Source organism: Aeromonas media, from assembly GCF_020423125.1.
Taxonomy (GTDB): Bacteria; Pseudomonadota; Gammaproteobacteria; order Enterobacterales; family Aeromonadaceae; genus Aeromonas; species Aeromonas media.
Genome location: NZ_CP075564.1, coordinates 44,640 through 67,500, shown reverse-complemented (window position 1 = coordinate 67,500; position 22,861 = coordinate 44,640). Strand labels below are relative to the sequence as shown.

Genomic DNA, 22,861 nt, shown 5'->3' with positions numbered 1-22,861 from the left:
CTTGCAAGGGGGCTGTCAGTTTTTGGGCCCGGGCATCCAGCAGGCTGCAATAGGCATGGCCCTGTCCTTCACCGATGAGGGTGGATGGAAGCGCGGCCAGTAGATGGGCCACCCGCCTTGCCACCGCATTACCCGAATCCACCAGTTGGCACTCCGGCATCAGTTGCCGGATTTCATCCCCCAGCAGCGGGAAATGGGTACAACCCAGTACCAGGGTATCCGGTCTCTCCTCCCCTTCTATCCAGTCAGCCAGCACCTCTCGCAGCAGAGCCATGTTGACCGGCTGTCCCGCCAGCTTGCGCTCGGCCTCGATCACCAGCTCGGTAGCCCCCTTGAGCAACACCCGCTTGCCCGGCGCGAACTGGGTGATGAGCTCATGGGTATATTCACGGCTGACGGTGCCCGGGGTTGCCAGCAAACCGATGCAGCCATTGCGGGTCAGGGCGGCGGCAGGCTTGATGGCGGGAACCACGCCTACCACAGGAATGCTCAGGGTGGCTCGCAGAGATGGCAGGGCTATGGTGCTGGCCGTGTTGCAGGCGATCACCACCAGATCGATGGCGTGTGCGGCCACCATGTGGCTGACCAAGCCGGTGCAGGCAGAAATCAGCTCTGGTTCGCTCAACTCGCCATAGGGGAAGTGGGCGTTGTCGAAGCAGTAGAAATAGTTGTGTGCCGGCAGGGTGCGACGGATTTCCCCATAGACGGTCAAGCCGCCCATACCGGAGTCGAACACGAGAATATTGGCCACCAGAGCTCCCCCTTGGATGCGAGGCGGCGATCATACTCCCGCCAACGGCCAATAGAAAAGGCCCCGTACAAGACGGGGCCTCGCTTTTTCCTCTCTATATAAGTAGAGCAGCGGATCAGAGACGGTAGTCGGCGGTCAGCTTGAACTCGGTGCCCGGTGAGGCATAGCCATAGGCCGGAACATAGTCACGATCGAACAGGTTGTCGATGCGACCGCCCAGGGTCAGCGCAGGTGTCACCCCGTAGCTGGCCCCCAAATTGACCAGGGTGTAAGAGCTCAGCACCACCCGCTCTGCGGGGAAGCTGCTGAAGTTCTTGTCGTCACGCTTGCCCACGTAGAGCAGCTCGGTCGACAGATCCACCGGGCCCAGCTGTGCCTGTGTCAGCCAGCTCGCCTTCTGCTTGGCGCGGCGCAGCAGCGGCTGATCGCCGTCGTTCTTGTCTTCGGTCTTGGTGTAATCGAAGCTCAGATCATGATGGAGCGGACCGGTTTCCAGCCCCAGCGCCACCTCCACGCCGCGGATCTCGGCATCCGTGTTGTCCGGTTTGCAGCTGGAGAAAGCGCTCTGGCAGGAAATCAGGTTCTGGATCTGGTTGCGATAGAGGTTAACTGACCAATCCCAAGCGGTATAACGGCCAGAGAAGTCCAGCTCCAGGTTCTTGCTCTCTTCCGGCTTCAGATCCGGGTTCTCATAACCGGGATAGTAGAGATCGAGGAAGGTCGGCGCCTTGAAGCCGGTGCCGTAGCTCAACCGCACATTGTGGTTGTCGTCGATGTCCAGCCCACTGGCGGCGGACCAGGTGTTGTGACGACCATACTGCTCGTTGTCATCGGTGCGGCCGGACAGCTCCCACAGCAGGGCCTGCCAGCGATAGCTGCCCACCGCAAACAGACCTGTATTGTCGCGATCCGGGGCATTGAAGGCCTGACCATAGCTGCGCGAATCGGACTTCATCTGCTCCTGCTGCCAATCGGCGCCACCGGTCAGGTTGAGCCCCTCGATGCCGCTCCAGCTGTTGATCCAGGAGAAGCGGGTCAAGCCGGTGTGGATCGGCTGGGCACTGGATTCCCCCTGGCTCTCCAGCCAGCTCTTCAGCTTGTTCTCGCCGTAGCTGGCTTCCAGCCGGCTGGTCAGGGTCGCGCTCTGGAACTTGAGGCCACCGTCGTACTGGAAGGCCTTCACCCGGCTTTGGTCGGCCGACTGATAGGCGTCATCCATCTCGGTCTGGTTGTCATAACCCTGGGCGTTGAAATCGGCACTCCAGGCGTCGTTGAAGGCATGGTTCATCCCGACCTGGCCATTGAGGCTGTCGAAACCGTCCCGATCCGGCTGCTGGGCACCGGCCACCACGTCGAACCCATCGGTCCGCTCATAGCCCACCAGCAGGTTCATGTCGGTCTGCTGACCCAGGGCCTGCACGGTGCGCAGTTGGCCCTGACCATATCCATGGCTGCCTGCGCCCCCCTTCAGGTGGGTCTCGCTGCCATTCTTGGCTGAGGTCTTGGTGATGAGGTTGATGACACCACCTATGGCATCCGAGCCGTAGACGGCGGCGCGCGGCCCGCGGATGTACTCGACCCGCTCTATGTTGCCAAGCGGGATCTGGCTGAGATCCGGCGTGCCAGCCACCATGGCGGCGATGGGGCGGCCATTCATCAGCACCAGGGAGTGGTTGGAGTTGGTGCCGCGGATGAAGAGGCTGCTCATATGACCCCGGCCACCCAGGGTGGTGATCTGTACCCCTGGCAGGGTCTTGAGCAGATCCGTCAGGCTCGATACCTGGCGGGATTCAATCTCGGCGCGATCGATCACCACCACAGGGGCCAGCACAGAACTGACGGGTTGTTCCACCCGATTGGCGGTGACCACCATGGTGTCATTGGCAGGAAGGGAAGACTGGGCAAAGGCCGCCGTTGGCAACAGGGCAGCCGCCAATAATTTCTTGGACATGAGAGATCCTTAAGTTCGCGTAAGCATCTACTTCGTGGCCGGTTTCTCTCGGCCCGAAATACGAACTTTGGCAGGTCTTCGGGCTTGGGGGCTGATGGCCTACAGCGACGGCTTCCCACCTGACGGCAGTGCCCTGATGTCGCTTCGTTCCCCCTTACCGCTGCGCGCCAGCTCCGGATTCTCACCGGATTCCCTTTTAAGCATGATGCGCCAAAGCGGGGGGATTATAGGCAGAGCAGGATTGGATGTATAGGCATCTGGATTTCTGTCATCATTTTTCCCACAAGAGGGTGTCGAGTGGCACAATTACCGCCCTGCACCTCTGTCATGGCTGCCGTTGGGCGCAATCTGAAGGGGTCAGACGCAAGAAATGTTGAGCCAGGTCCCACGGCTTTTTGGTAACATGCGGCAAACGTTTGACACCCCCGAGGAAGCCGTAATGACGACCCCCCCAATGATCGGCCTGGTAATGGGCTCTGACTCCGATTGGCCCGTGATGCAAGCGGCCGCCCGCATCCTCAAGGAGCACGGCGTGCCCTATGAAGCGCGCGTCGTCTCAGCCCATCGCACCCCGGATCTGCTGTTCGAATATGCCGCCAGTGCCCGCGAACGCGGTCTGCGCGCCATCATCGCCGGGGCTGGCGGGGCCGCCCACCTGCCGGGCATGCTGGCCGCCAAGACCACAGTGCCTGTGCTCGGTGTGCCCATCCCGACCCGTCAGCTCAAGGGGATGGACTCCCTGCTCTCCATAGTGCAGATGCCCAAAGGGGTGCCGGTCGCCACCTTCGCCATCGGCGAGGCGGGTGCCGCCAACGCCGGTCTGTTTGCCGTCTCCCTGCTGTCGGTTGCCCAGGATGGCGACGCCCCTCGCTATCACCAGCAGCTCGACAGCTTCCGCGCCAACGAGCGCGATCGGGTGCTGGCCCTGCAACTGGAGGACCCGGCATGATACTGCCCCCCGCTACCCTCGGCATGCTAGGGGGCGGCCAGCTCGGCCGCTATTTCGTGATGTCGGCCCATCGCCTCGGTTATCAGGTGATAGTGCTGGATCCGGATCCCGCCAGCATCGCCGGCGCCGCGGCCGACGCCCAGATAGTGGCGGCCTATGACGACGCCGAGGCACTGGCCGAGCTGGCTCGTCGCTGTGATGCCGTTACCTGCGAGTTCGAAAACGTACCGGCAGCCTCCCTGGCCCTGCTGGAACAGCACCTGCCGGTACGCCCTGCTGCCAGTGCCGTGCGTGTCTGTCAGGATCGCCGGGAAGAGAAAGCCTTCCTGACCCGCGCCGGGGTGCCGGTCGCCCCGAACCTGACCCTGTTGCCGGGTGAGCCGCTGCCGGCCCTGCCCAGCGACCTCTTCCCCGCCATTCTCAAGACGGCCCGCGAAGGCTACGACGGCAAAGGACAGTGGACTATCCACAATGCGGGCGAATTGCCAGCGGCCCTGGCTGCCAGCGGCGTGCCCTGCGTGCTGGAGAAGCGCCTGCCGCTGGAGGGGGAATTTGCCCTCACCCTGGCCCGCAGCCCGAGCGGTGCCATCAGCGCCCTGCCTCTGGTGCAGAACTGGCACAGTGGCGGCATCCTGGATCAGACCCGCTCCCCGGCCAATGTCCCCGCCCTGGAGGCAGAGGCCCAGCGTATCGCCGAGCACATCATCGCCGCCCTCGACTATGTGGGGGTGCTGACGGTGGAGTTCTTCCTGGTCGGCGGCGCGCTGCTGGTCAACGAGATGGCGCCCCGCCCTCACAACTCGGGCCACCCCAGCATCGACAACGCCGGCTGCAGCCAGTTCGAGCTGCAGGTGCGCGCCCTGTGCGATCTGCCCCTGCCGGCACAGGCTGAGGTTCAACCCGCCATCCTGCTCAACCTGCTCGGTGATCTGTGGCAAGACGGTACGCCGGACTGGGCCGGCGCCCTGGCCCTGCCCGGCGTGCACCTGCACCTCTATGGCAAGGGCGACGCCCGCCCCGGACGCAAGATGGGCCATGTCACCGTCACCGGCCGCAACTGGCCGACGGTCGAGGCCACCGCCAGCCAGCTGCGCACCCTGTTGGGACTGCCGCCGCGCTAAGCGTCGCTGGTACCAACGAAAAGACCCGGGCCAAGGCCCGGGTCTTCTTTTTTACCGCAGTGGGGACCAGGTCAGCCCCGATCCGCCGCCACCGCAACGGGGGCCGGCAGCCGTATGGTGAGAGAGAGCACCAGGGCCACCACCAGCAACACCAGAATGAGGTTGAAGGTCGCCATGAAGCCGCCAAACAGGGAAGCCACGATGGAGCCTATGATGCTGCCCAGGCCAAAGCCCAGATAGATGACGCCGTAGTTCTTGGTCAGGTTGTTGAGCCCGAAGAAGTCGCTCACCAGGGAGGGGTAGACGGTGATGGTGCCGCCGAAGCTGAAGGCCACACAGGCCACCGCCACGAAGAACAGGTTGGCATTGAGCGGCACGAACAGCAGCAGAACCATACCCGCCAGGGTAATCAGCTGGGCGATGGTGATGACCCGGATGCGGGACATCTTGTCGGAGAGAATGCCCAGCACCAGACGACCACCCAGGTTGGCCATGGCGATGATGGCGACGGCGTTGGCGGCGACCACGGCAGGCAAACCCACCATCTTCTCGCCGATGTCCTTGGCCACCCCGATGACGTAGAGGCCGCTCATGCAGGCAGTGAGGAACATCAGCGCCAGCATCCAGTACTGCGGCTTGCGCATCGCCTCAGCCAGGGTGAAGTCGCGGCTCTCGGTCTGCTGCAGGGAGGCAGCCTGCTGGGGCGCATCCTTCATCAGCATGCCGCCCACCAGCACCATGGACATGGCAATCAGCCCCCACAGCTGGAAGGTGGTCTCAAGGCCGGAGCTGGAGAGCAGCAGCAGGTTGATGTACTTGAAGCCGAGACTGCCGAGACCATAGGCCCCGATGGAGCAGGCGGAGATCAGCCCTTTGCGCTCCGGGAACCACTTCACGCAGTTGGAGAGGGTCATCAGGTAACCGGTCCCGTCGGCGAAGCCCACCAGAATGCCGGCGCAGAGATAGAGCATGGCCAGATTGCTGGCGTGAGCGGTGAGGAAGAAGCCGATGCCGAGCAGCACGCCGGCCCCCAGGGTGACATTGCGCACCCCGAACCGCTCCTGCAGCTTGCCTGCTAGGGAGGAGGCCACCGCCAGGGAGAGGCTGAGCAGACCGAAGGCAAACGCCACCTGACTGACCGGCTCGTCCAGCTTGTCGGAGAGCTGGGCGTTGAACAGGCTCCAGGTGTAGACGGAGCCCAGCGCAAACTGGGTGATGATGGTACCGATCAGGGTCAGATACCGGGTGCGATTCATCTCTTTAGTCATGATGCGTCTCGGGGAATGGCCATAAGGAAATTGAGGCCACTATAGGCAAGACGCAGCTCGCGCCGATCGATTAAGGCATGAAATGCAGATCGGCGGGCATGAATGACAATCAGAGGCGCATCAGCTGACGGAACGCCTTGATGTTGCTGCGGCTGACCGGCACCTCGAACGGCAGATCATGGAGCCGGATGAGATAGGTGCTGTTGAACCAGGGCACTATCTCGCGGATCTTGTTGATGTTGACGCAGTAGGAGCGGTGGCAGCGGAAGAAACCCTCCGCCGGCAACCGGCTGACAAACTCGCTGAGGGCCATGGTCATCACATAACGATCGGTGCGGGTGTAGACATAGGTGAGCTTCTCGTCCGCTTCCGCATAGTAAATCTGCTCGCAGGGGGTGACGATGATGCGCTCCCCCTTCACCAGATTGACGGTGCGATTGTGCGGCGTGCCCGGCTCGCTCCCCTGCCCCACCTGCGACTTGCCTGCATGTTCGAGCTTTTGCAGCAGATTGATGATGCGCGGCTCGTTGTAGGGCTTGAGGATATAGTCGAACGCCTCCAGCTCGAACGCCTCCACCGCGAACTCCTTGTAGGCGGTGACGAAGACGATGTGGGGCGGATGGCTCGACTTGTGCAGGTTCTTGGCCAGCAGCAGGCCATCGATGGAGGGGATCTGGATATCCAGGAACACCACGTCCACCTCGTGATCCTGCAGGTATTTGAAGGCCTCCAGCCCATCCTCGAAGCTCGCCACTATCTCGATCTGGCTGTGCTGGTTCACCAGATAGATCAGCTCCTCCCGAGCCAGATATTCGTCTTCCACTATGATGGCTTTCAGCATGGCATTGCCCCCTGAAGGCACGCAGGAGAGGCCAGCTCCTCCCGTATCAAACATTCATCTTCGACAATAATGGCTGTCAGCATGACAACACCTCTCGCAGCACACCCTTATCCTCAACCATGATGGCCCTCAACATGGCATCGCCTCCTGATCCGGCAGATAGAAACAGACTTCGGTACCCGGCTCCAGCCGCTTGAGGTGCAGGCCGTCACCGTACAGCAGCTTGACCCGCTGATGCACGTTCATCAGGCCTATGCTGCGGCTCTCCACCCGGCCGGCGGCCACCCCGTCGATCACCGTCTGGCTGATGCCGTAGCCGGTGTCCCGCACCGCCACCCGGATACCGCCCGCCAGCTGTTTCACCTCTATGATGACCCGGCCCGGGGCGCTGCGGGGCTGGATGCCGTGCAGGATGGCGTTTTCCACCAAGGGCTGCAACAGCAGGCTCGGCACCTGAATGTGTACGTCGTCCACCTCGAACACCACCTCCAGCTTGTCGCCGAAGCGGGCCTGCTCGATGGCCACGTAGTCACGCACCTGCTGCAGCTCCTCCTGAATATCGATGAGCTCATCCCCCTTGTTGAGGTTGTAGCGCAGGTAGTCCGCCAGATTGGCGATCAGCTGGCGCGCCTGCTGGGGCCGGATGCGGATCAGCGACGAGATGGCGTTGAGGGCATTGAACAGGAAGTGCGGGTTGATCTTGCTCTGCAGTGCGGTGAACTCCGCCTTGCGGGTCATCTCCTTGAGCTGCTCGATGCGCGACACCTCCATCTGAGTGGAGATGAGCTGGGAGAGGCCCACCGCCATCTCCTTGAGGGAGCTGGTGATGCTGTGGGTGCGGCGATAGTAGATCTTGAGAGTGCCGCTCACCGAGCCGTTTTCCCGCAGCGGAATAATGATGACCGAGTGGAAATCGGAGAGGTGATACTGGCGCAGATCGTTGTTGATGATGATCTGGTCGAGCAGCACCGCCTGCTGGGTCATGCCGCTAATGGCGTGGTGCTCGTCCAGCTCGTAGTAATCCTTGCCGACCCCCACGTAGGCCAGCACGTCACGGGTATCCGTGATGGCCACCGCATCGGCATGGATCTCGCTCCTGATCACGCCGCACACCTGACCGAGGGAGTGGCGATCAACCTTCTGGAAGAAGGGCAGCGTCTGGTTCGCTATGTCCAGCGCCAGCTTGGCCTGCTTGGCGGCAATCAGCTCCTTCTCGTCATCCAGATCCTGCACCAGCTTGATGATGAGGCCGATACAGAGCGCCCCAGCGATCATGGGATAGGCGATGTGGCTGACGATTTCCACCCCCACCTCATGGGGTTCGGTCAGCAGCCAGATCAGCAACATGGTCAGCCCCTCACACAGCATGCCCGCCAATATGCCATAGAGCCAGAGCCGCGACTTGCGGCAGCGCAGGTGCAACCAGGTTGCCAGCAGACCGGCGATGATGCTGGCGATGAGACAAGGGATCGAGGTGTGACCATCCATGTCGATGAGGTAACGGTGCAGGCCTGAGATGACCCCGGCCGGAATGCCGACCCAGGGGCCGAACAGGATGCCGCCCGAGATGATGGCGATGATCCGCACATTGATCAGCGCCCCTTCCACCGGAATGCCGGTATAGGTGCTGAACACCGCAAACAGGCAGAAGATGGAAGCCACCAGCACCAGCTCCGCCGGGGTGTGATCCCGCTTCTGGAACAGTCGCTGGAACGGCCGGGTGCGGGTCAGGAGAAAGAGCGTCATCAGCATCAGCGCCGCCCGCTCAAACACCGCCAACAACATCATCTGATTTTCGAGCATGGGGCCTCCGGCCTATGGCCACGAGGGGCGCACTATAGAAGGAATCTGGCCATGGACGGCTGACCCCGATCAAATCAGGGACATGAGACCACAACGGCAGGGTTGAAAAGAGAGGGACCCTCTCATCGGGCCCCAGTGTACCGCAGGCAGGTACCAGAGAGGCATCGGGCTGCCATATTCAGCCCGATGGAGAAGGCAAGGACGGCATCAGGACGACAGGGTCGCCAGCCTGGCGGCGAAGCCCATGAAAAACAGGCCGATCAGGCCATTGCCCAACCGGGCAAGCCCCTGTTTACGGCGAAAGAAGCGGGCAACCAGAGTGCCGCCGAAGATCAGCAGGGTGAGATAGACGAAGCTCATGGCTTCCAGCATGCCCGCCAGCACTAGGTAGGAGATCCAGGTGTGGGCATAGCTGAAGTCGATGAACTGCACGAAGAAGGAGACGTAGAAGAGGATCGCCTTGGGGTTGGTGAGGCTCAAGGTGAGGGCCTTGGAGAAATAACGCTCCCCCAGCTCGACCGCAGACTCCTGCCCTTCACGCCGGGCAATGAAGTTGGCATGGAGGATCTTCACCCCCAGATAGAGCAGGTAGATGGCGCCGAGGTAACGCACCAGGGTAAACAGCAGGGGGGTGGTACGAATGAGGGAGGCGATCCCCAGGTAGGCGCAGAAGATGAGGATGGCATCGCCGACAAAGACGCCGAGGGCGGCGCGATAGCCCGGTCCTATGCCCCGTACGGTGGCGGTACGCAGCACATAAATGGAGTTGGGTCCCGGCGCAATGATGATGAAGAAGAGTCCCACCAGATAGGTCCAGACGTTGATGACTCCCAGGCTTTCGAACATGTTCCCTCCATGGCGGGCGATGGGCCGGATAGCGGCGGCAGGCTTTCTATACTAATCCGCCGCGCGCCAAGCACAAGATCTGACCTGCCATCCACACACCTTCAGGATGAACGCCTTGCACACCGATCGATAGCCACCCTGGCGTTCGCCCACTTTGGTTATGTCCAGATACACCGGGATAGGGCATGGTAGAGGGAGTATGAAACCGCAGATACCTCACCCATGGACAAGACCTTGATTACCGACACGCCGATCGCCGCGACACCCTCAGCCGACCCCCTGAACACCACCGCGTATCCGGTGATTGCCGCCATCAGCTTCTCGCACCTGTTGAACGACATGATGCAGTCGGTGCTGCTGGCCATCTATCCGTTGTTGAAGCTGGGGCTCGATCTGTCGTTCACCCAGATAGGGCTCATCACCCTTACCTACCAGTTCACGGGCTCGTTGTTGCAGCCGCTGATCGGCCTCTACACCGACCGCAGACCCATGCCGTATTCGCTGCCCCTCGGCATGGGCTTCACCCTGATCGGCTTGCTCTCCCTGTCACAGGCGGGCAGCTTTGGCGCCGTGCTGCTGTCGGCCATGCTGATCGGCATGGGTTCGTCCGTCTTCCACCCGGAATCCTCCCGGGTCGCCCGCATGGCGGCTGGCAACCAGCCGGGTCTGGCCCAATCCCTGTTCCAGATCGGCGGCAACCTCGGCTCGGCCATAGGCCCGCTGCTCGCCGCGCTCATCATAGTGCCGCAGGGACAAGGCAGCGCCGCCTGGTTCTCGCTGTTCGCCTTGGTGGGTGTCATGGTGCTCTGCCTGGTCGGGCGCTGGTCCAGCCATCACGGGGCCAACTTCCACAAGCGGATGAAGGTCCATGCTGGCAGTGGCCTGAGCCGCCGCCAGGTCGGCTGGTCGCTGGCCATCCTCGGTCTGTTGATGTTCTCCAAGTTCTTCTACATGACCAGCCTGAGCAGCTATTACACCTTCTATCTGATGGACAAGTTCAGCCTGTCGCTGGATAGCGCCCAGTTCCATCTGTTTACGTTCCTGTTTGCCGTCGCGGCTGGCACCGTGCTCGGCGGGCCGGTCGGTGACCGCATCGGCCGCAAACGGGTGATCTGGATCTCCATCCTGGGCGTCGCCCCCTTCACCCTGCTGCTGCCCCACGTCGACCTGTTCTGGACTTCGGTGCTCTCGGTGATCATCGGCCTCGTCCTGGCGTCGGCCTTCTCAGCCATCCTGGTCTACGCCCAGGAGCTGGTGCCCGGCAAGGTCGGCACCATCTCCGGCCTCTTCTTCGGCTTCGCCTTCGGCATGGGGGGCATAGGCGCCGCCCTGCTGGGTCAGCTGGCCGATGCGACCAACATAGAGACCGTGTACCAGCTCTGCGCCTACCTGCCGCTCATCGGCCTGCTGACCGCGTTCTTGCCAACCCTTAGAAAGGGATAGTGGGCCGCCCCGCGAGGGATACCGCCTATAAAAAACGCGGCCTGAGCAGGCCGCGTCTGAAGTTGATGAAGGCAAGGGTAGGTCAGCAGTACTGGCCAGCTACCCAGCCGGAAGACCAGGCCCATTGGAAGTTGTAGCCACCAAGCCAGCCGGTCACGTCCACCACCTCGCCGACGAAGTAGAGACCGGGCACCTTGCGCGCCTCCATGGTCTTGGAGGAGAGCTCGTTGGTATCTACCCCCCCCAGGGTCACCTCGGCGGTGCGATAGCCTTCGGTGCCGTTCGGCAGTATCTGCCAATCCCCCAGCAGGGTGGCCACCGCGTCCAGCTCCCGCTCGTTGTACTGGCGCATCGGCTTGCTGACCAGCTGGCCCAGCTCCACCAGCTTGTCGACGAAGCGCTTGGGCAGCTCGCGCCCCAGCACCGTCTTCAGCTCCTGAGCAGGGTGCGCCTGGGCCCAGGCCTTGAGGGCCGCCGGTATATCCAGCTCGGGCAGCAGGTTGATGTGGATCTTCTCCCCCGCCAGCCAGAAGGAGGAGATCTGCAGGATGGCGGGGCCCGAGAGGCCGCGGTGGGTGAACAGCATGGCCTCCTTGAAGCGGGTGCCATCCTCGGCGGTCACCGCCACCGGCAGGCTGACCCCGGCGAGATCGGCGAAGGCTTCTTTCTGTTCCTGATGCAGGGTGAAGGGCACCAGACCGGCGCGGGTGGGCAGCACTGTGAGGCCGAACTGCTCCGCCAGCTTGAAACCGTAGGGAGTGGCGCCGAGCTTGGGCATGGAGAGGCCGCCGGTGGCTACCACCAGGGAGTGGCAACGGATCTCGCCCTTGCTGGTGTCGAGCAGGAAGCCGTCATCCGTCTTGTTGACGGAGAGGATCTCGGTCTGGCACTGCAGGGTCACCCCGGCCCAGTCACACTCGGTGAGCAGCACCTCGACTATCTCCTTGGCGTTCTCGTCACAGAACAGCTGGCCCAGGGTCTTCTCGTGATAATTCACCCCATGCCTGTCCACCAGATCGATGAAGTCCTGCTGGGTGTAGCGCGCCAGCGCCGACTTGCAGAAGTGCGGATTGCCCGAGAGGAAGGCGTGGGGACCAGCCTGATGGTTGGTGAAGTTGCAACGACCGCCGCCGCTGATGAGGATCTTGCGCCCCGGTTTCTTGGCGTTGTCCAGCAGCAGCACGGATCGCCCCCGATAACCGGCCTGGGCCGCACACATCAAGCCGGCCGCCCCGGCTCCGATCACCACCACATCCACCTGCTTCATCGTCACTCACCCATTAAAAGAAAAACGGCCCCTGCCAAGGGACCGTCATCGCATCCGGCAGAAACCACAGCGGCGGTTTCATGGCTGCATCAATCGAAAACGGCCCACGAGGGGGGCCGTATTGTACTGGCTGAACACTAAGTGTCCACGACTATCAGGCGTTGCCGTCCATGATGCTGGCAGGGGCGCCCTTGGCCAGCTCGGCCAGCTCCTTGTCGATGAAGTAGAGACCCTTGCCATCCTCGCCCACCAGCGACAGACGATCGACGATGCTCTTGAACAGCTTCTCCTCTTCGTGCTGCTCGGCCACGTACCACTGCAGGAAGTTGAAGGTGGAGTAGTCCTGGGTGGTGAATGCCACATGGGCCAGGCCGTTGATGCACTTGGTGATGTGGAACTCGTGCTCCAGGGTGGTGCGGAAGATGTCCCCCAGCGAGTTGAACTCGTGGGGAGGCGCATCGATGGCACCCAGCAGCGGCATGCCACCGGTTTCGCTCACGTAGGTGAACAGGCGCTCCATGTGCTGGCGCTCCTCGGCGGCGTGCTTGCGCAGGAAGGTAGCGGCCCCTTCGAAGCCCTTGTCCTCGCACCAGGCGCTCATCTGCAGGTAGAGATTGGAGGAATAGAATTCAAGATTAATCTGCTCGTTCAACTTCTCGATCATGGCTTTGGCCAACATGATGATTCTCCACTGTGATTTGGTCACGATTGTCGCCACTGTTGCAGTCTGACGCAACCAGATACGACGGCCAGCACTCGCAGTTGTGACCCGGACGCATCTCATCCTGTCACCCATACGGTTATAGAGAAGCAAAGAAACATGGTGTAGGTAGCGTCAGCCATTATGATGGCGCCAGTGGTCGGGGAAAGGATTCAATGAAATTCATTATGGCACTGGCGCTGCTCTGGATAACCCAGTTGCATGCCACTCCCTCCTTGCTGGAAGAGGCAGAATTGCAGGCGGCGCGCGATCCCGTCGGCTACCTGCAACGCCTCGACGCCAGCCCGCAGCAAAACATGGAGCTGTTCTACGCCAGAGCCCTGGCCCAGGCCGCGCTGGGCCGTTACCAGCAGGCCCTGCTGGACAACGCCCGCGCCCGCGGGCTGGCCAGTGCCCAGCAGGAGCTCCGGCGCCTGCTCGACTTCAGATTGCAGCAGATTGCCCTGACCCTGGATACCGAGGCCCCCGAGCAGGCCCTCCACCTGCTGACCCAGCTCAGGCCGGCCGTCCTGGGCCATGCCCAGCAGGAGTCCGAATGGCGTGCCCTCAATGGCCTCGCACTCTACCGTACCCAGCAGCTGAAGGAGGCGATCGCCGAGCTCAAGACCGCCTTCCAGCTCAAGCAGAAAGGGCCAAGAAGCGCCCTCGCCACCCTGCAGCGTGCCCGCCTGCTGATGACCCTTGGCAACCTCTATGCCGATCTCAGCCTCCACCGGGAGGCCGAGAGCTACTATCAGGATGCCCTCGGGCAGATGGTGCGACTGAACGAGCCCAACAGCCAGGTCATCATCCGTGCCAACATGGCGCGGCTCTACATCGACATGGCACGCCCCGATCGGGCGCGCGAGCTGCTCGATGCCCTGCTGGCCACCCCGGGGCTGTCACCGCACTATCGTGCCATCGTGCTCGGCTATCAGGCCATGGTGTTCAATGCACAGCGAGACTGGCACTCGGCCTGGCAGAGTCTGGAAGAGGCGCAGGCCATTTATGAGGGGCTGGGTTACCCTCAGGCGGCCTCCCGGCTGACCGAGATCCGTGCCAGAACGCTGCAGGGACGGGGGGAGACCCAGCTGGCCTTGCAACTGCTGACGACCCAGCCAGGCCCGGTCAGCATAGAGGGCAAGGCGATGCAGGCCAGACTGCTGGCCGATCTGGGGCGCTACTCCGAGGCCTACGGGGTCATGACCCGCTACATGCAGCACTACAAACAGCACTTCAACCAGACCCTGAGCCAGCATGCCGCCGCCTTCCAGGTCGAGATGGACCTGGCCCGCAGCGAGGCCAGCAACCTCGCCTTGCAGCAGGAGAACGAGAACAAGCGCCAGCAACTGTTGTATCAACAGAGCGCCCGTTACTACCAGATGATGCTGGTCATCCTGCTGATCGGTGCCCTGATCCTGCTCGGACTCACCACCCACAGGCTGCACCGCAGCTCGCGCCACCTCTACAAGCTCGCCACCTTCGATCAGCTGACCGGGCTGCCGAATCGGCGCGCCCTGCTGGAGCGGCTGGAACAGCAGTGGCAGCTGGATGCGCCGCTGACCCTGCTCATCATCGACATCGACCATTTCAAGCAGATCAACGACCGCCACGGCCACCAGACCGGCGACCAGGCCATCCGGCAACTGGCCCGGGAACTGAAGAACTGGGCACCGGATCTGCAACAGGTCGGGCGCTGGGGAGGAGAGGAGTTTCTGGTGGCCATGGCGCAGGATGGCATCACCTGCTGGCGGCTGGCCGAGCAGTTGAGAAACCGGATCGCCTACCTGGCCGCCCCTCACATGACCATCAGCATTGGGGTGGCAGAGCGATCACCGGACGACGACAGCCTCAGCCAGCTGATCCACAGGGCCGACATGGCCATGTACCAGGCCAAGCGTCAGGGACGCAACCAGACCATACTGGCACCGACCCCCAACCAGCCCGTCAGCAACGTCGCCTGAGGCCGGGGCGGGAAGCCATCGTGACTGCTTGATGATCGTGCATCAGACAACAGATGCCAGGGGCGCAACCAGACCATGCTGGCGCCAGGCCCCAACCAACCCGCCGAACTCACCTGCCATGTTGCCTGAGGCAGGTAACTGACTCAGGGCAGCAGCTCGGTCATGGAGGCGACATCCACCGGTGCCCCATAGTCGACGCCCGGCAGCTCGAAGCCGTTGAGCTGCATGAAGTCCTGGCGCAGCCCGGCGAAGTCCCCCAGGGCATGGAAGTTGTCCGGCGTCACCTTGGGCCAGAGCGCCGAGACGGCGGCCTGAATGGCCGGGTCGAGCTCATGGTCATCCATCCGGATCAGCCGGTTGCCGTCGGCCACCACCCCTTGCGGACCGTACATCTTGGTGGCAAACAGCCGCTGCATCTGCTCGATGCAACCCTCGTGCACGCCCCGCTCCTTCATCACCCCCATCAGCAGGCCGAGGTAGACTGGCAACACAGGAATATAGGCGCTCGCCTTGGTCACCAACGCCTTGCAGACCGACACCCAGGCGTGGCCGCCGAGCTCGGCCAGCTGCAGGTTGATGGTCTCTGCGGTGGCGTGCAGATGCTCCTTGGCGTAGCCAATGGTGCCATCCCGATAGAGGGGATAGGTGGATTCCGGGCCTATGTAGGAGTAGGCGACTGTCTGCACCCCTGGGGCCAGACAATCGGCCTGCTGCAACGCCTGCAGCCAGAGCTGCCAGTCTTCGCCCCCCATCACTGTGACGGTGTCGCGGATCTCCTCCGGAGTGGCAGGCGCCAGGGATTGCTGCACCAGGGTGTCCTGCTCCAGATCCAGCCCCCAGCCGCTGAAAGGCTGTCCGGTAGTCTTGAGCACGGAGCGTACCTGCCGGCCATCCGGCAGCACCCGGATGCCGCTGGCCAGGGAGTAGATCACCATATCCACCTGCCCCAGCTGCTGACGGATGGCGTCGATGGCCTGCTGACGCATGGCGTCCGAGAAGGCATCGCCGATCAGGTTGATGGCAATGCGCCCCTCCTGCTCCGCCGCCTGTCGAAACCAGATGTTGTTGTACCAGCCCGCGCTGCCGAGCCCCTTGTCGGAGGGTCCGCGTTCGAACGAGATGCCCAGAGTATCTGCGCCGGCGCCGAAGGTCAGCGCGATGCGCGACGCCAGCCCGAAGCCGGAGGAGGCACCCAGCACCAGCACCCGCCTGGGCCCGTTGAAGAGACCCGCCCCCTTGACGCTGGCGATCTGCTGCTGCACGGCGGCACGGCAACCGATGGGGTGGCAGTTGCGGGCGACGCAGCCCTGGATCTGGGGATGAATGATCATGAATGAATCTCCAAGGAATCGATGGAATACGAGGAGCGGCGGCCGCTAGCACATCGATCATCGCCAGCGTCTCCACGGGAATTGGCTAGAGCATAACCAAGAAGCCGGTGATTACCTTGATGTCGGGCGGCATATGGGCAAGAAAGGGGGCATAAAAACAAGAGGGAGCACAAGGCTCCCCAAAGCGTTATTCAGATGCTTTTTGTTGTGTTGTGTTCATTGCGAAGCACGGGCACATCCTATTCTTCTCCCTGGATCGGGGCAATAGACCGGTTGTGATCGGCTTCAAACTCCTGTTCAAAATATGTGCGACTCTGCCCCTGGGATGGCAACCGGGGCGTACGGGTTTTCCATGCAAATCCTGAAACTGTGGTGACATCGCCGTTTTAGTTTCAGCGGACATTGGTATAGTGAACCCAGGATCAGTGAGGAGAATTCCCATGAGTGGAACCTATTACAAGCACATACTGGCGGCGATCGACCTGTCGGAAGACAACCGCAAGGTGATCGACAAGGCGGTCGACCGGGCCCGTTCCAATGGCGCCAAGCTGTCGGTGATCCATGTGGACGTGGACCTCAAGGATCTCTACACCGAGATGATCGATATCGACATCGACAACGTGCAGGATCAGGTGATCGCCGAAGCGAAAGAGAAGCTCGAGACCTTCCTGGCCTCGGTGGACTACCCCATCGAGAAGAAGCTGGTGATCTGCGGCGATCTGAGCGAGCGAGTCAACCAGGCGGTCAAGGATTACCAGATAGACCTGCTGGTGTGCGGCCATCGCCAGAGTTTCTGGAGCCTGCTCACCTCCAGCGCCCGCCAGCTGATGAATACCGTGCCCTGCGATCTGCTGGTGGTGCCCTTGCAGAAGTGATTAAACAGGCGTAGCTTGTTTATCCATGAACATCACAGCTTTCAATCACAACAACTGGTGGTGCTGCTTATAAACAGGGCGGCACCGCTTTTCTATGTGAAATTCCCAGAAGAAAACACCGTGACCGCCGAGAGGCGGTCATTGTTTTCATCCCTTTGTCGCCTCCCGGCCCACCCCACCCGGAGAGAGTGACATGCAAGACCCCGTTATCCTGACCGGCGATCGCCCCACCGGTAAACTGCACATAGGCCACTACGTCGGATCCCTGCGCCAGCGCGTCGAGGCCCAGCACCATTACCGCCAGTTCGTGATGATCGCCGATCTGCAGGCGCTGACCGACAACGGCCACAACCCGGCCAAGGTGACCGACCACGTGCTGGAGGTGATGGCCGACTACCTGGCCGCCGGCCTGGATCCGGCCAAGACCACCTTCTGCCTGCAGAGCGCCCTGCCCGCCCTCGCCGAGCTCACCACCTATTACCTCAACCTGGTCAGCGTCGCCCGGCTGGAGCGCAACCCTACGGTGAAGGCCGAGATCCAGCAGAAAGGGTTCGAGCGCAGCCTGCCGGCCGGTTTTCTGGTCTATCCCGTCAGCCAGGCCGCCGACATCACCGCCTTTCGCGCCACCCATGTGCCGGTCGGCGAGGATCAGCTGCCCATGCTGGAGCAGACCAACGAGATAGTGCGCCGCTTCAACGCCCTGGTGGGCAAGGAAGTGCTGACCGAATGTCAGCCCATCCTGAGCGACACCGGCCGCCTGCCCGGCATCGACGGCAAGGCCAAGATGTCCAAGTCCCTCGGCAACACCATAGAGCTAGGCATGTCGAGCGATGAGGTGAAACAGGCGGTGTTTGCCATGTATACCGACCCCAACCACCTCAAGGTGAGCGATCCGGGCCTGGTCGAAGGGAATACTGTGTTCGCCTATCTGGATGCCTTCCACCCGGACAAGGCGCTGGTGGCCGAGATGAAGGCCCACTACCAGCGCGGCGGGCTCGGCGACATGCGCTGCAAGCAGGTGCTGAACGACTGCCTGCAGACCCTGCTCGCCCCCATGCGGGAGCGGCGTCAGGCGGCCATCGCCGACAAGGAGCAGCTGCTGCGCCTGTTGCAGCAGGGCACCTTGCAGGCACGCGCCCTCACCGACGAGGTGCTGGCAGAAGTCAAAAGCGCCATGGGGCTGGACTACTTCGCCGGGTTGCGCTGAGTCGGCGCCCCCAGCGCGTCTGCACCGTAGCGCTCGAAAGCGAGCCGGTGCAGCAGCCCCTTGAACCAGCCGATCGCCTCATCGTGGGCGCTGAGCGGGTGGCCCGCCATCAGATAGACGATGGGAATGGCGGGCTCCAGCTGATGCAGCCGCAACGGGTAGTAGCGGCAGAAGTGGCGCCCGATCATCTCGGGCACCACCACCAGATAGCGGCCGGTCGCCATCAGCTGCGGCACCGCCATAAAGCTCGGCAACCTGACCCCCAGCTCCCGCGCCACCCCGAAGCGGGCCAGCCAGAGATCCACCATGGCCTGGCTGTGCCCCCAGCTGGAGGTGTGGATGTGGGGGCGACTCACCAGCTCGTCCGGCCCCAGCTCATCGGGCAGCTCGCTGCCGAGCGGTGACAGGCAGACCAGGGGGTTGCTGAACCACTCCTCGCGCCACAAGCGAGGGGAGAGATGGTTGGCGCCCGCAAAACCGATCACCAGATCCAGCTCCCCCTTCTCCAGCTCCCGCTCGTAGTCGCTGTCCGCCAGCTCGCACACCTCCAGCCTGCAATGGGGCGCCTGCTGCACCATGCGCTCCACCAGGGTCGGCACCAGGCCGTGCTCCACCGAGCCCGGGGTGGCGATGCGAAACACCCGCTGGGCGCTGGCGGGATCGAATCCCTTGGCCTGGCGCAAGCCCTGCTCCAGCATGGCCAGCGCCTGGCGCACCGGCCCGGCCAGCGCCTTGGCTCGCTCGGTCGGCATCATCTCGCGCCGGCTCATGACAAACAGGGGGTCATCCAGCGCCGTACGCAACCGCCCCAGTGCATGGCTGACGGTGGACTGGGAGAGGTGCAGCCGCTCGGCGGCACGGGTGACATTGCGCTCCTGCATCAGCATGTCGAACACATTGAGCAGGTTGAGGTCGAGGCGGGAAAGGGGAAGTTCCATCGATATTGGCCATAGCTGAATGACGACAATTCATTTTTGGCATAGTAGCAGATTGCATAGAATGCGCGGGCGAATTACACGGAGATTAAAATGCGTAGCTATCTGTTGTTGCTGGCAATTGGCCTGTTGTGGGGCTCCCAGTTCATTTTCATGCATCAAGCCGTCACCGAACTGCCCCCCATCATGGTGGCGGCCGGTCGTGCCCTGTGCGGCAGCCTGACCCTGGGTCTGCTTTGCCTGTTCATGCGCCTCAAGAGCGAGCACACCCCCTGGCGCACCTATATGTTGATCGCCCTGCTCGATGCCACCATCCCCTTCATCATGGTGGCCTGGGGTCAGCAGTATGTGGACAGCGCCATCGCCGCCGTGGTCATGGGTTGTATCCCCTTTGTGACCATTCTGGCTGCGCCCCTGTTTATTTCTGGTGAAAGAATCACCAAGGGCGGTCTTCTCTCAGTGGCCATCGGCTTCGTCGGCGTGCTGGTGCTGTTCTGGCCGAAACTGGCCAACGGCATGAACGCCGGTCTGCTCGGTGCCATGGCCATACTGTTCGGCGCCAGCTGCTTCGCCATCGGCCTGCTGATGATCAAGCGCTTCGCCAAGGACCACCCCGTGGTGGTGGCCCGCAACATCCTGATCTCGTCAGCCATCCAGCTGCTGCTGGCCGCGCCCTTCGTCACCGATCTGAGCGCGCTCACCCTGCCAAGCCAGCAGGCCATCGGCGCCGTGACCGTGCTCGGGGTGTTCTGTACCGGTCTGGTCTACTTCCTCTACATGGCGCTGATCCAGAAGGCGGGCCCGACGTTCGCTTCCTTCAGCAACTACCTGGTGCCGCTGTTCGGCGTCATGCTGGGTGCCCTCTTCCTCGGCGAGCAGATCCAGTCCACCACGGGCGTGGCACTGGCGCTGATCCTGGGTTCGGTCGCCCTGAACCAGTGGGCCCAGCAGCGCCGCCAACAGCGGGAGGCTGCCCTATGTCAGGCATCCTGACCACACTCTGCGGCGGTCTGGTGCTGATAGCCGGCTGGCAATATCGCCACCGGCTGGCCGGACTGCTCGGCCTGCTGATGCTGACCCTGCCCTGGTTCTTCGACAGCAAGCTGCAGGCCATGCTGAGCTATGCCCTGAATGCCTGAATGCCTGAATGCCATCTCTAATGTGTGACGAGAGTATGTCTCTCCTGTTTTTGGGACCGTTTTAAAAAAACCTCCGATTTGTCCCCGCTACCGGCGCTCTGCGCCGGTTTTTTTATGCCGGTTTTCCGCCCTCCGACCAGTAGCGGTAGCTGAGCCGCTCGTTCTTGCGCGGCCCCGTGATCTGCCAGGCGAGCAGGAAGCCCTCGCCGGTTTCGGTCAGCCCGGCGCTGTAGTGATCCTGGCCGCACAGGTGCGCCTCGGCGGTGAGCCAGCGCCCGTCCCCCTGGGGCAGCAGCTCAAACAGCAGCACCGGCGTCTGGTGGCGCAGGTGGGAGAGGCTGATCCCCCGCTCGCCGCGCCGCCACCAGAAGCTGTTGTGCATGGCGAGCACCCGGCCATGGGGCGTGGTATAGCGCCCCTGCTCCGTAAACAGCCAGCCACCTTGATGATCGGTCACCCGCACCTCCCCCTCCCCACGGCCGTTCCAGTCGGTCGCGGAGCCCGCTCCGTTGCTCGCCTCGAAGGCAAAAGCGCCGATCTGTGGCAACTGTTCCCATAAACGCTGGATCGCGCTTTCCAACTCGGCCATCATAGCGCCCTCCAAATTGACAACTGACGACAATTCAATCACATGAACTACTTGATAGGGGTTACCCTGCTCTGGTCCTTCTCCTTCAGCCTGATCGGGGTCTACCTCGCCGGCCAGGTGGACGCCTACTTCTCCGTGCTGACCCGCATCGCCCTCGCCAGCCTGGTGTTCCTGCCCTTCCTGCGCCGCCGCTGGCTGCGCCCCGATCTGGTGGCCAAGCTGATGGCACTCGGCGCCATCCAGCTCGGCATCATGTATCTGTTCTATTACCACTCCTTCCTGCTGCTGACGGTGCCGGAAGTGCTGGTGTTCACCATCTTCACCCCCATCTACGTCACCCTGATCCACGATCTGCTGGAAGGGCGCTTCAAGCCGACCTACCTGTGGGGGGCGCTGCTGGCGGTGCTGGGGGCGGCCGTCATCCGCTTCGATGGCCTGACCGAGAGCTATGTGATGGGATTCCTGGTGGTGCAGGGAGCCAACCTCTGCTTCGCCCTGGGTCAGGTTGGCTACAAGGTGCTGCTGGCGCGAGAGGCGCAGCAACCGCCCCAGCTCGCGGTGTTCGGCTGCTTCTATCTGGGGGCCCTGGTGATCGCCCTGCCCGCCTGGTGGCTGCTGGGCCAACCACAATACCCGACGAGTGGATTGCAGTGGGGCATACTGCTCTGGCTGGGGGTGGGGGCATCCGGGCTCGGCTACTTCCTGTGGAACAAGGGGGCCACCCTGGTGAGCAGCGGCGTGCTGGCCATCATGAACAACGCCCTGATCCCCGCCGGTCTGCTGGTCAATCTGGTGCTCTGGGGCAAGGATACGGATCTGTTCAGGCTCAGCGTCGGTGCCCTGCTGATGCTGGCCTCCCTCTGGGTCTGCCAGCGTCAGCCGGCGCATAGCGCGGACTGACGAACCACCAGGCCTGCGGGTACAGGCCTCCTTTGACCCACAGGCGTCAGCGAGTGAGTGAGCGCTGACTAAAAATCAGCCAACCACAGTGTTGCGTTCCCGTCTGGCCTGGCCGTGGCAGGAGGCCAGCCGGGCCAGCAGGTGATCGAGCTGCTCGGCGTTCTGGCTCTGCACCAGACCTATGCTGACGGTCACCGGCCGCTCGGGCAACAGGCTGGCATCGGCGATCTCGAGACGCAGCCGTTCGGCAATCTCGAGGCCGCTCAGCCGATCGGTCTGGGAGAGCATCAGGATGAAACCGTCCTCGTCCCAGCGGGCGAAGGGATCTTCCCGCCGCAATTCGCGGCGCACAATACGGGCCAGCTTGGCCAGCATGGCGTCACAGGCGGCCTCGCCAAACAGCTGCAATATCTTGCTGCGGTGATCCACGGTGAACTGCAGCAGGCAGAAGCTGCCGCTCTCGCTGGCCAGTCGCTCGTCCAGCAGAGACTCGAAGTGGCTGCGGCTCTCGAGCCCGGTGAGGGGGTCGGTGTCGTGGCGATCGTCCAGCTGGGGAATGGCCGCGTCCAGATGGCGCACCACCCCCAGCAGCTGGCCCCGTTCGTCACGGCGCACCCGCTCTTCCAGCCGGATGTAGTGGCCCTGATGGTGCAGGATGCGGTACTCGAGCCGCAACCCGCTGCTGCGCCCCTCCCGGCATGCATCGATGGCCTCCACCAGACGAGGCCCGTCATCCGGGTGTACCCTATCCAGCCAGCCGAGGTCATCCAGCTCGTTCCCCGCCAGTCCCAGCAGTTGCAGGCAGGAGGGATCGCGCCTCAAGCCCTGTTCGGCCGACCAGGTCCAGATCCCGGCCTCCAGCATCGCCATGGCTGCTGCCATCAGCGTCACCTCAAGCGGGGTAATGACCTCAACCCCGGGAGTCTCATACCTTTCCATCACGCGCCTCGACACCGGATCTGACTATCTGCCCATTCAGCA

General features: G+C 62.7%; 21 protein-coding genes and 1 riboswitch (1 of these 22 running past the window's edge). Of the genes, 9 read left to right on the top strand and 12 right to left on the bottom strand.

Annotated features, from left to right (window positions below; genetic code table 11):
* Both murI and KI797_RS00305 read right to left on the bottom strand, forming a co-directional pair.
* Positions 1-751: the 5' portion of a glutamate racemase gene (murI, locus tag KI797_RS00310; protein ID WP_226170936.1), read on the bottom strand. The gene continues 38 nt to the left of window position 1, outside the view; only the first 751 of its 789 coding nucleotides appear in the window; its start codon is at positions 749-751; its stop codon lies beyond the left edge, outside the window.
* 115 nt (positions 752-866) lie between these two features.
* Positions 867-2,702, bottom strand: coding sequence for a TonB-dependent receptor domain-containing protein (locus tag KI797_RS00305; RefSeq protein WP_226170935.1), 1,836 nt, complete (start codon positions 2,700-2,702; stop codon positions 867-869).
* Between the two features lie 52 nt (positions 2,703-2,754).
* A riboswitch (cobalamin riboswitch) is annotated at positions 2,755-2,932 on the bottom strand.
* Positions 2,933-3,141: 209 nt separating this feature from the next.
* Here KI797_RS00305 and purE point away from each other — a divergent pair.
* Positions 3,142-3,651 carry a 5-(carboxyamino)imidazole ribonucleotide mutase gene (gene purE, locus KI797_RS00300; protein WP_025325239.1) on the top strand — a complete coding sequence of 170 codons (510 nt, stop codon included), beginning with the start codon at positions 3,142-3,144 and terminating at the stop codon, positions 3,649-3,651.
* Positions 3,648-4,772 (top strand): 5-(carboxyamino)imidazole ribonucleotide synthase, encoded by a 1,125-nt coding sequence (locus tag KI797_RS00295; RefSeq protein ID WP_218410704.1) that lies wholly within the window; start codon positions 3,648-3,650, stop codon positions 4,770-4,772. Before purE ends, KI797_RS00295 begins: the two co-directional genes overlap by 4 nt.
* 71 nt (positions 4,773-4,843) lie before the next feature.
* Here KI797_RS00295 and KI797_RS00290 read toward each other — a convergent pair whose 3' ends face one another.
* From KI797_RS00290 to leuE, 4 genes are all read right to left on the bottom strand, one after another.
* Positions 4,844-6,040 (bottom strand): L-lactate MFS transporter, encoded by a 1,197-nt coding sequence (locus KI797_RS00290; RefSeq protein ID WP_041206614.1) that lies wholly within the window; start codon positions 6,038-6,040, stop codon positions 4,844-4,846.
* Between the two features lie 109 nt (positions 6,041-6,149).
* On the bottom strand, positions 6,150-6,881 hold the full coding sequence (locus KI797_RS00285) for a LytR/AlgR family response regulator transcription factor (protein ID WP_005326410.1): 732 nt from the start codon (positions 6,879-6,881) through the stop codon (positions 6,150-6,152).
* Between the two features lie 129 nt (positions 6,882-7,010).
* Entirely contained in the window at positions 7,011-8,684 is a 1,674-nt protein-coding gene (locus KI797_RS00280; protein ID WP_005326409.1) for a sensor histidine kinase, read from the bottom strand.
* A gap of 207 nt (positions 8,685-8,891) precedes the next feature.
* Positions 8,892-9,530 (bottom strand): leucine efflux protein LeuE, encoded by a 639-nt coding sequence (leuE, locus tag KI797_RS00275; protein ID WP_005326407.1) that lies wholly within the window; start codon positions 9,528-9,530, stop codon positions 8,892-8,894.
* A gap of 222 nt (positions 9,531-9,752) precedes the next feature.
* Between leuE and KI797_RS00270 the strand changes: the two genes are divergently transcribed.
* On the top strand, positions 9,753-10,973 hold the full coding sequence (locus KI797_RS00270) for an MFS transporter (protein WP_226170934.1): 1,221 nt from the start codon (positions 9,753-9,755) through the stop codon (positions 10,971-10,973).
* 82 nt (positions 10,974-11,055) lie between these two features.
* Here KI797_RS00270 and KI797_RS00265 read toward each other — a convergent pair whose 3' ends face one another.
* Together KI797_RS00265 and ftnA are read right to left on the bottom strand one after the other, a co-directional pair.
* Positions 11,056-12,240 (bottom strand): BaiN/RdsA family NAD(P)/FAD-dependent oxidoreductase, encoded by a 1,185-nt coding sequence (locus KI797_RS00265; protein ID WP_041206615.1) that lies wholly within the window; start codon positions 12,238-12,240, stop codon positions 11,056-11,058.
* 154 nt (positions 12,241-12,394) lie between these two features.
* The gene (ftnA, locus tag KI797_RS00260) at positions 12,395-12,919 is read right to left on the bottom strand and encodes a non-heme ferritin (RefSeq protein WP_005326403.1); all 525 of its coding nucleotides are present in this window, start codon (positions 12,917-12,919) and stop codon (positions 12,395-12,397) included.
* A 209-nt stretch (positions 12,920-13,128) separates the two neighbouring features.
* Between ftnA and KI797_RS00255 the strand changes: the two genes are divergently transcribed.
* Positions 13,129-14,904, top strand: a complete 1,776-nt coding sequence (locus KI797_RS00255; RefSeq protein ID WP_319003266.1) for a diguanylate cyclase domain-containing protein — start codon at positions 13,129-13,131, stop codon at positions 14,902-14,904.
* A gap of 143 nt (positions 14,905-15,047) precedes the next feature.
* Here the strand turns inward: KI797_RS00255 and fabV are convergent, their stop codons facing one another.
* The gene (gene fabV / locus KI797_RS00250; RefSeq protein ID WP_226170932.1) at positions 15,048-16,235 is read right to left on the bottom strand and encodes an enoyl-ACP reductase FabV; all 1,188 of its coding nucleotides are present in this window, start codon (positions 16,233-16,235) and stop codon (positions 15,048-15,050) included.
* Between the two features lie 440 nt (positions 16,236-16,675).
* Between fabV and KI797_RS00245 the strand changes: the two genes are divergently transcribed.
* Positions 16,676-17,110: a universal stress protein gene (locus tag KI797_RS00245; protein ID WP_005326399.1), complete on the top strand. Its 435-nt coding sequence runs from the start codon at positions 16,676-16,678 to the stop codon at positions 17,108-17,110.
* A 193-nt stretch (positions 17,111-17,303) separates the two neighbouring features.
* Positions 17,304-18,317 carry a tryptophan--tRNA ligase gene (gene trpS / locus KI797_RS00240; RefSeq protein WP_226170931.1) on the top strand — a complete coding sequence of 338 codons (1,014 nt, stop codon included), beginning with the start codon at positions 17,304-17,306 and terminating at the stop codon, positions 18,315-18,317.
* Here the strand turns inward: trpS and KI797_RS00235 are convergent.
* Positions 18,296-19,255, bottom strand: coding sequence for a LysR family transcriptional regulator (locus KI797_RS00235; protein WP_171272919.1), 960 nt, complete (start codon positions 19,253-19,255; stop codon positions 18,296-18,298). The two genes, trpS and KI797_RS00235, sit on opposite strands and share 22 nt — an antisense overlap.
* 90 nt (positions 19,256-19,345) lie before the next feature.
* Between KI797_RS00235 and KI797_RS00230 the strand changes: the two genes are divergently transcribed.
* The gene (locus tag KI797_RS00230; protein ID WP_005326382.1) at positions 19,346-20,245 is read left to right on the top strand and encodes a DMT family transporter; all 900 of its coding nucleotides are present in this window, start codon (positions 19,346-19,348) and stop codon (positions 20,243-20,245) included.
* Positions 20,230-20,391, top strand: a complete 162-nt coding sequence (locus tag KI797_RS00225) for a hypothetical protein (RefSeq protein ID WP_005326376.1) — start codon at positions 20,230-20,232, stop codon at positions 20,389-20,391. The genes KI797_RS00230 and KI797_RS00225 overlap by 16 nt, the downstream gene beginning before the upstream one ends.
* A gap of 112 nt (positions 20,392-20,503) precedes the next feature.
* Here KI797_RS00225 and KI797_RS00220 read toward each other — a convergent pair whose 3' ends face one another.
* Positions 20,504-20,980 (bottom strand): DUF6314 family protein, encoded by a 477-nt coding sequence (locus KI797_RS00220; protein ID WP_226173206.1) that lies wholly within the window; start codon positions 20,978-20,980, stop codon positions 20,504-20,506.
* 42 nt (positions 20,981-21,022) lie between these two features.
* Between KI797_RS00220 and KI797_RS00215 the strand changes: the two genes are divergently transcribed.
* Positions 21,023-21,880, top strand: coding sequence for a carboxylate/amino acid/amine transporter (locus KI797_RS00215; RefSeq protein WP_226170928.1), 858 nt, complete (start codon positions 21,023-21,025; stop codon positions 21,878-21,880).
* Positions 21,881-21,955: 75 nt separating this feature from the next.
* Here the strand turns inward: KI797_RS00215 and KI797_RS00210 are convergent, their stop codons facing one another.
* Entirely contained in the window at positions 21,956-22,819 is an 864-nt protein-coding gene (locus tag KI797_RS00210; RefSeq protein ID WP_226170926.1) for a GGDEF domain-containing protein, read from the bottom strand.
* Positions 22,820-22,861 lie beyond the last annotated feature (42 nt).

What these genes read in the sequence shown, in the direction of transcription:
- KI797_RS00305 (WP_226170935.1), bottom strand. Translation starts at nt 2,702, where the DNA reads ATGTCCAAGAAATTATTGGCGGCTGCCCTGTTGCCAACGGCGGCCTTT.
- purE (WP_025325239.1), top strand. Translation starts at nt 3,142, where the DNA reads ATGACGACCCCCCCAATGATCGGCCTGGTAATGGGCTCTGACTCCGAT.
- KI797_RS00295 (WP_218410704.1), top strand. Translation starts at nt 3,648, where the DNA reads ATGATACTGCCCCCCGCTACCCTCGGCATGCTAGGGGGCGGCCAGCTC.
- KI797_RS00290 (WP_041206614.1), bottom strand. Translation starts at nt 6,040, where the DNA reads ATGACTAAAGAGATGAATCGCACCCGGTATCTGACCCTGATCGGTACC.
- KI797_RS00285 (WP_005326410.1), bottom strand. Translation starts at nt 6,881, where the DNA reads ATGCTGAAAGCCATCATAGTGGAAGACGAATATCTGGCTCGGGAGGAG.
- KI797_RS00280 (WP_005326409.1), bottom strand. Translation starts at nt 8,684, where the DNA reads ATGCTCGAAAATCAGATGATGTTGTTGGCGGTGTTTGAGCGGGCGGCG.
- leuE (WP_005326407.1), bottom strand. Translation starts at nt 9,530, where the DNA reads ATGTTCGAAAGCCTGGGAGTCATCAACGTCTGGACCTATCTGGTGGGA.
- KI797_RS00270 (WP_226170934.1), top strand. Translation starts at nt 9,753, where the DNA reads ATGGACAAGACCTTGATTACCGACACGCCGATCGCCGCGACACCCTCA.
- KI797_RS00265 (WP_041206615.1), bottom strand. Translation starts at nt 12,240, where the DNA reads ATGAAGCAGGTGGATGTGGTGGTGATCGGAGCCGGGGCGGCCGGCTTG.
- ftnA (WP_005326403.1), bottom strand. Translation starts at nt 12,919, where the DNA reads ATGTTGGCCAAAGCCATGATCGAGAAGTTGAACGAGCAGATTAATCTT.
- KI797_RS00255 (WP_319003266.1), top strand. Translation starts at nt 13,129, where the DNA reads ATGGCACTGGCGCTGCTCTGGATAACCCAGTTGCATGCCACTCCCTCC.
- fabV (WP_226170932.1), bottom strand. Translation starts at nt 16,235, where the DNA reads ATGATCATTCATCCCCAGATCCAGGGCTGCGTCGCCCGCAACTGCCAC.
- KI797_RS00245 (WP_005326399.1), top strand. Translation starts at nt 16,676, where the DNA reads ATGAGTGGAACCTATTACAAGCACATACTGGCGGCGATCGACCTGTCG.
- trpS (WP_226170931.1), top strand. Translation starts at nt 17,304, where the DNA reads ATGCAAGACCCCGTTATCCTGACCGGCGATCGCCCCACCGGTAAACTG.
- KI797_RS00235 (WP_171272919.1), bottom strand. Translation starts at nt 19,255, where the DNA reads ATGGAACTTCCCCTTTCCCGCCTCGACCTCAACCTGCTCAATGTGTTC.
- KI797_RS00230 (WP_005326382.1), top strand. Translation starts at nt 19,346, where the DNA reads ATGCGTAGCTATCTGTTGTTGCTGGCAATTGGCCTGTTGTGGGGCTCC.
- KI797_RS00225 (WP_005326376.1), top strand. Translation starts at nt 20,230, where the DNA reads ATGTCAGGCATCCTGACCACACTCTGCGGCGGTCTGGTGCTGATAGCC.
- KI797_RS00220 (WP_226173206.1), bottom strand. Translation starts at nt 20,980, where the DNA reads ATGGCCGAGTTGGAAAGCGCGATCCAGCGTTTATGGGAACAGTTGCCA.
- KI797_RS00215 (WP_226170928.1), top strand. Translation starts at nt 21,023, where the DNA reads ATGAACTACTTGATAGGGGTTACCCTGCTCTGGTCCTTCTCCTTCAGC.
- KI797_RS00210 (WP_226170926.1), bottom strand. Translation starts at nt 22,819, where the DNA reads ATGGAAAGGTATGAGACTCCCGGGGTTGAGGTCATTACCCCGCTTGAG.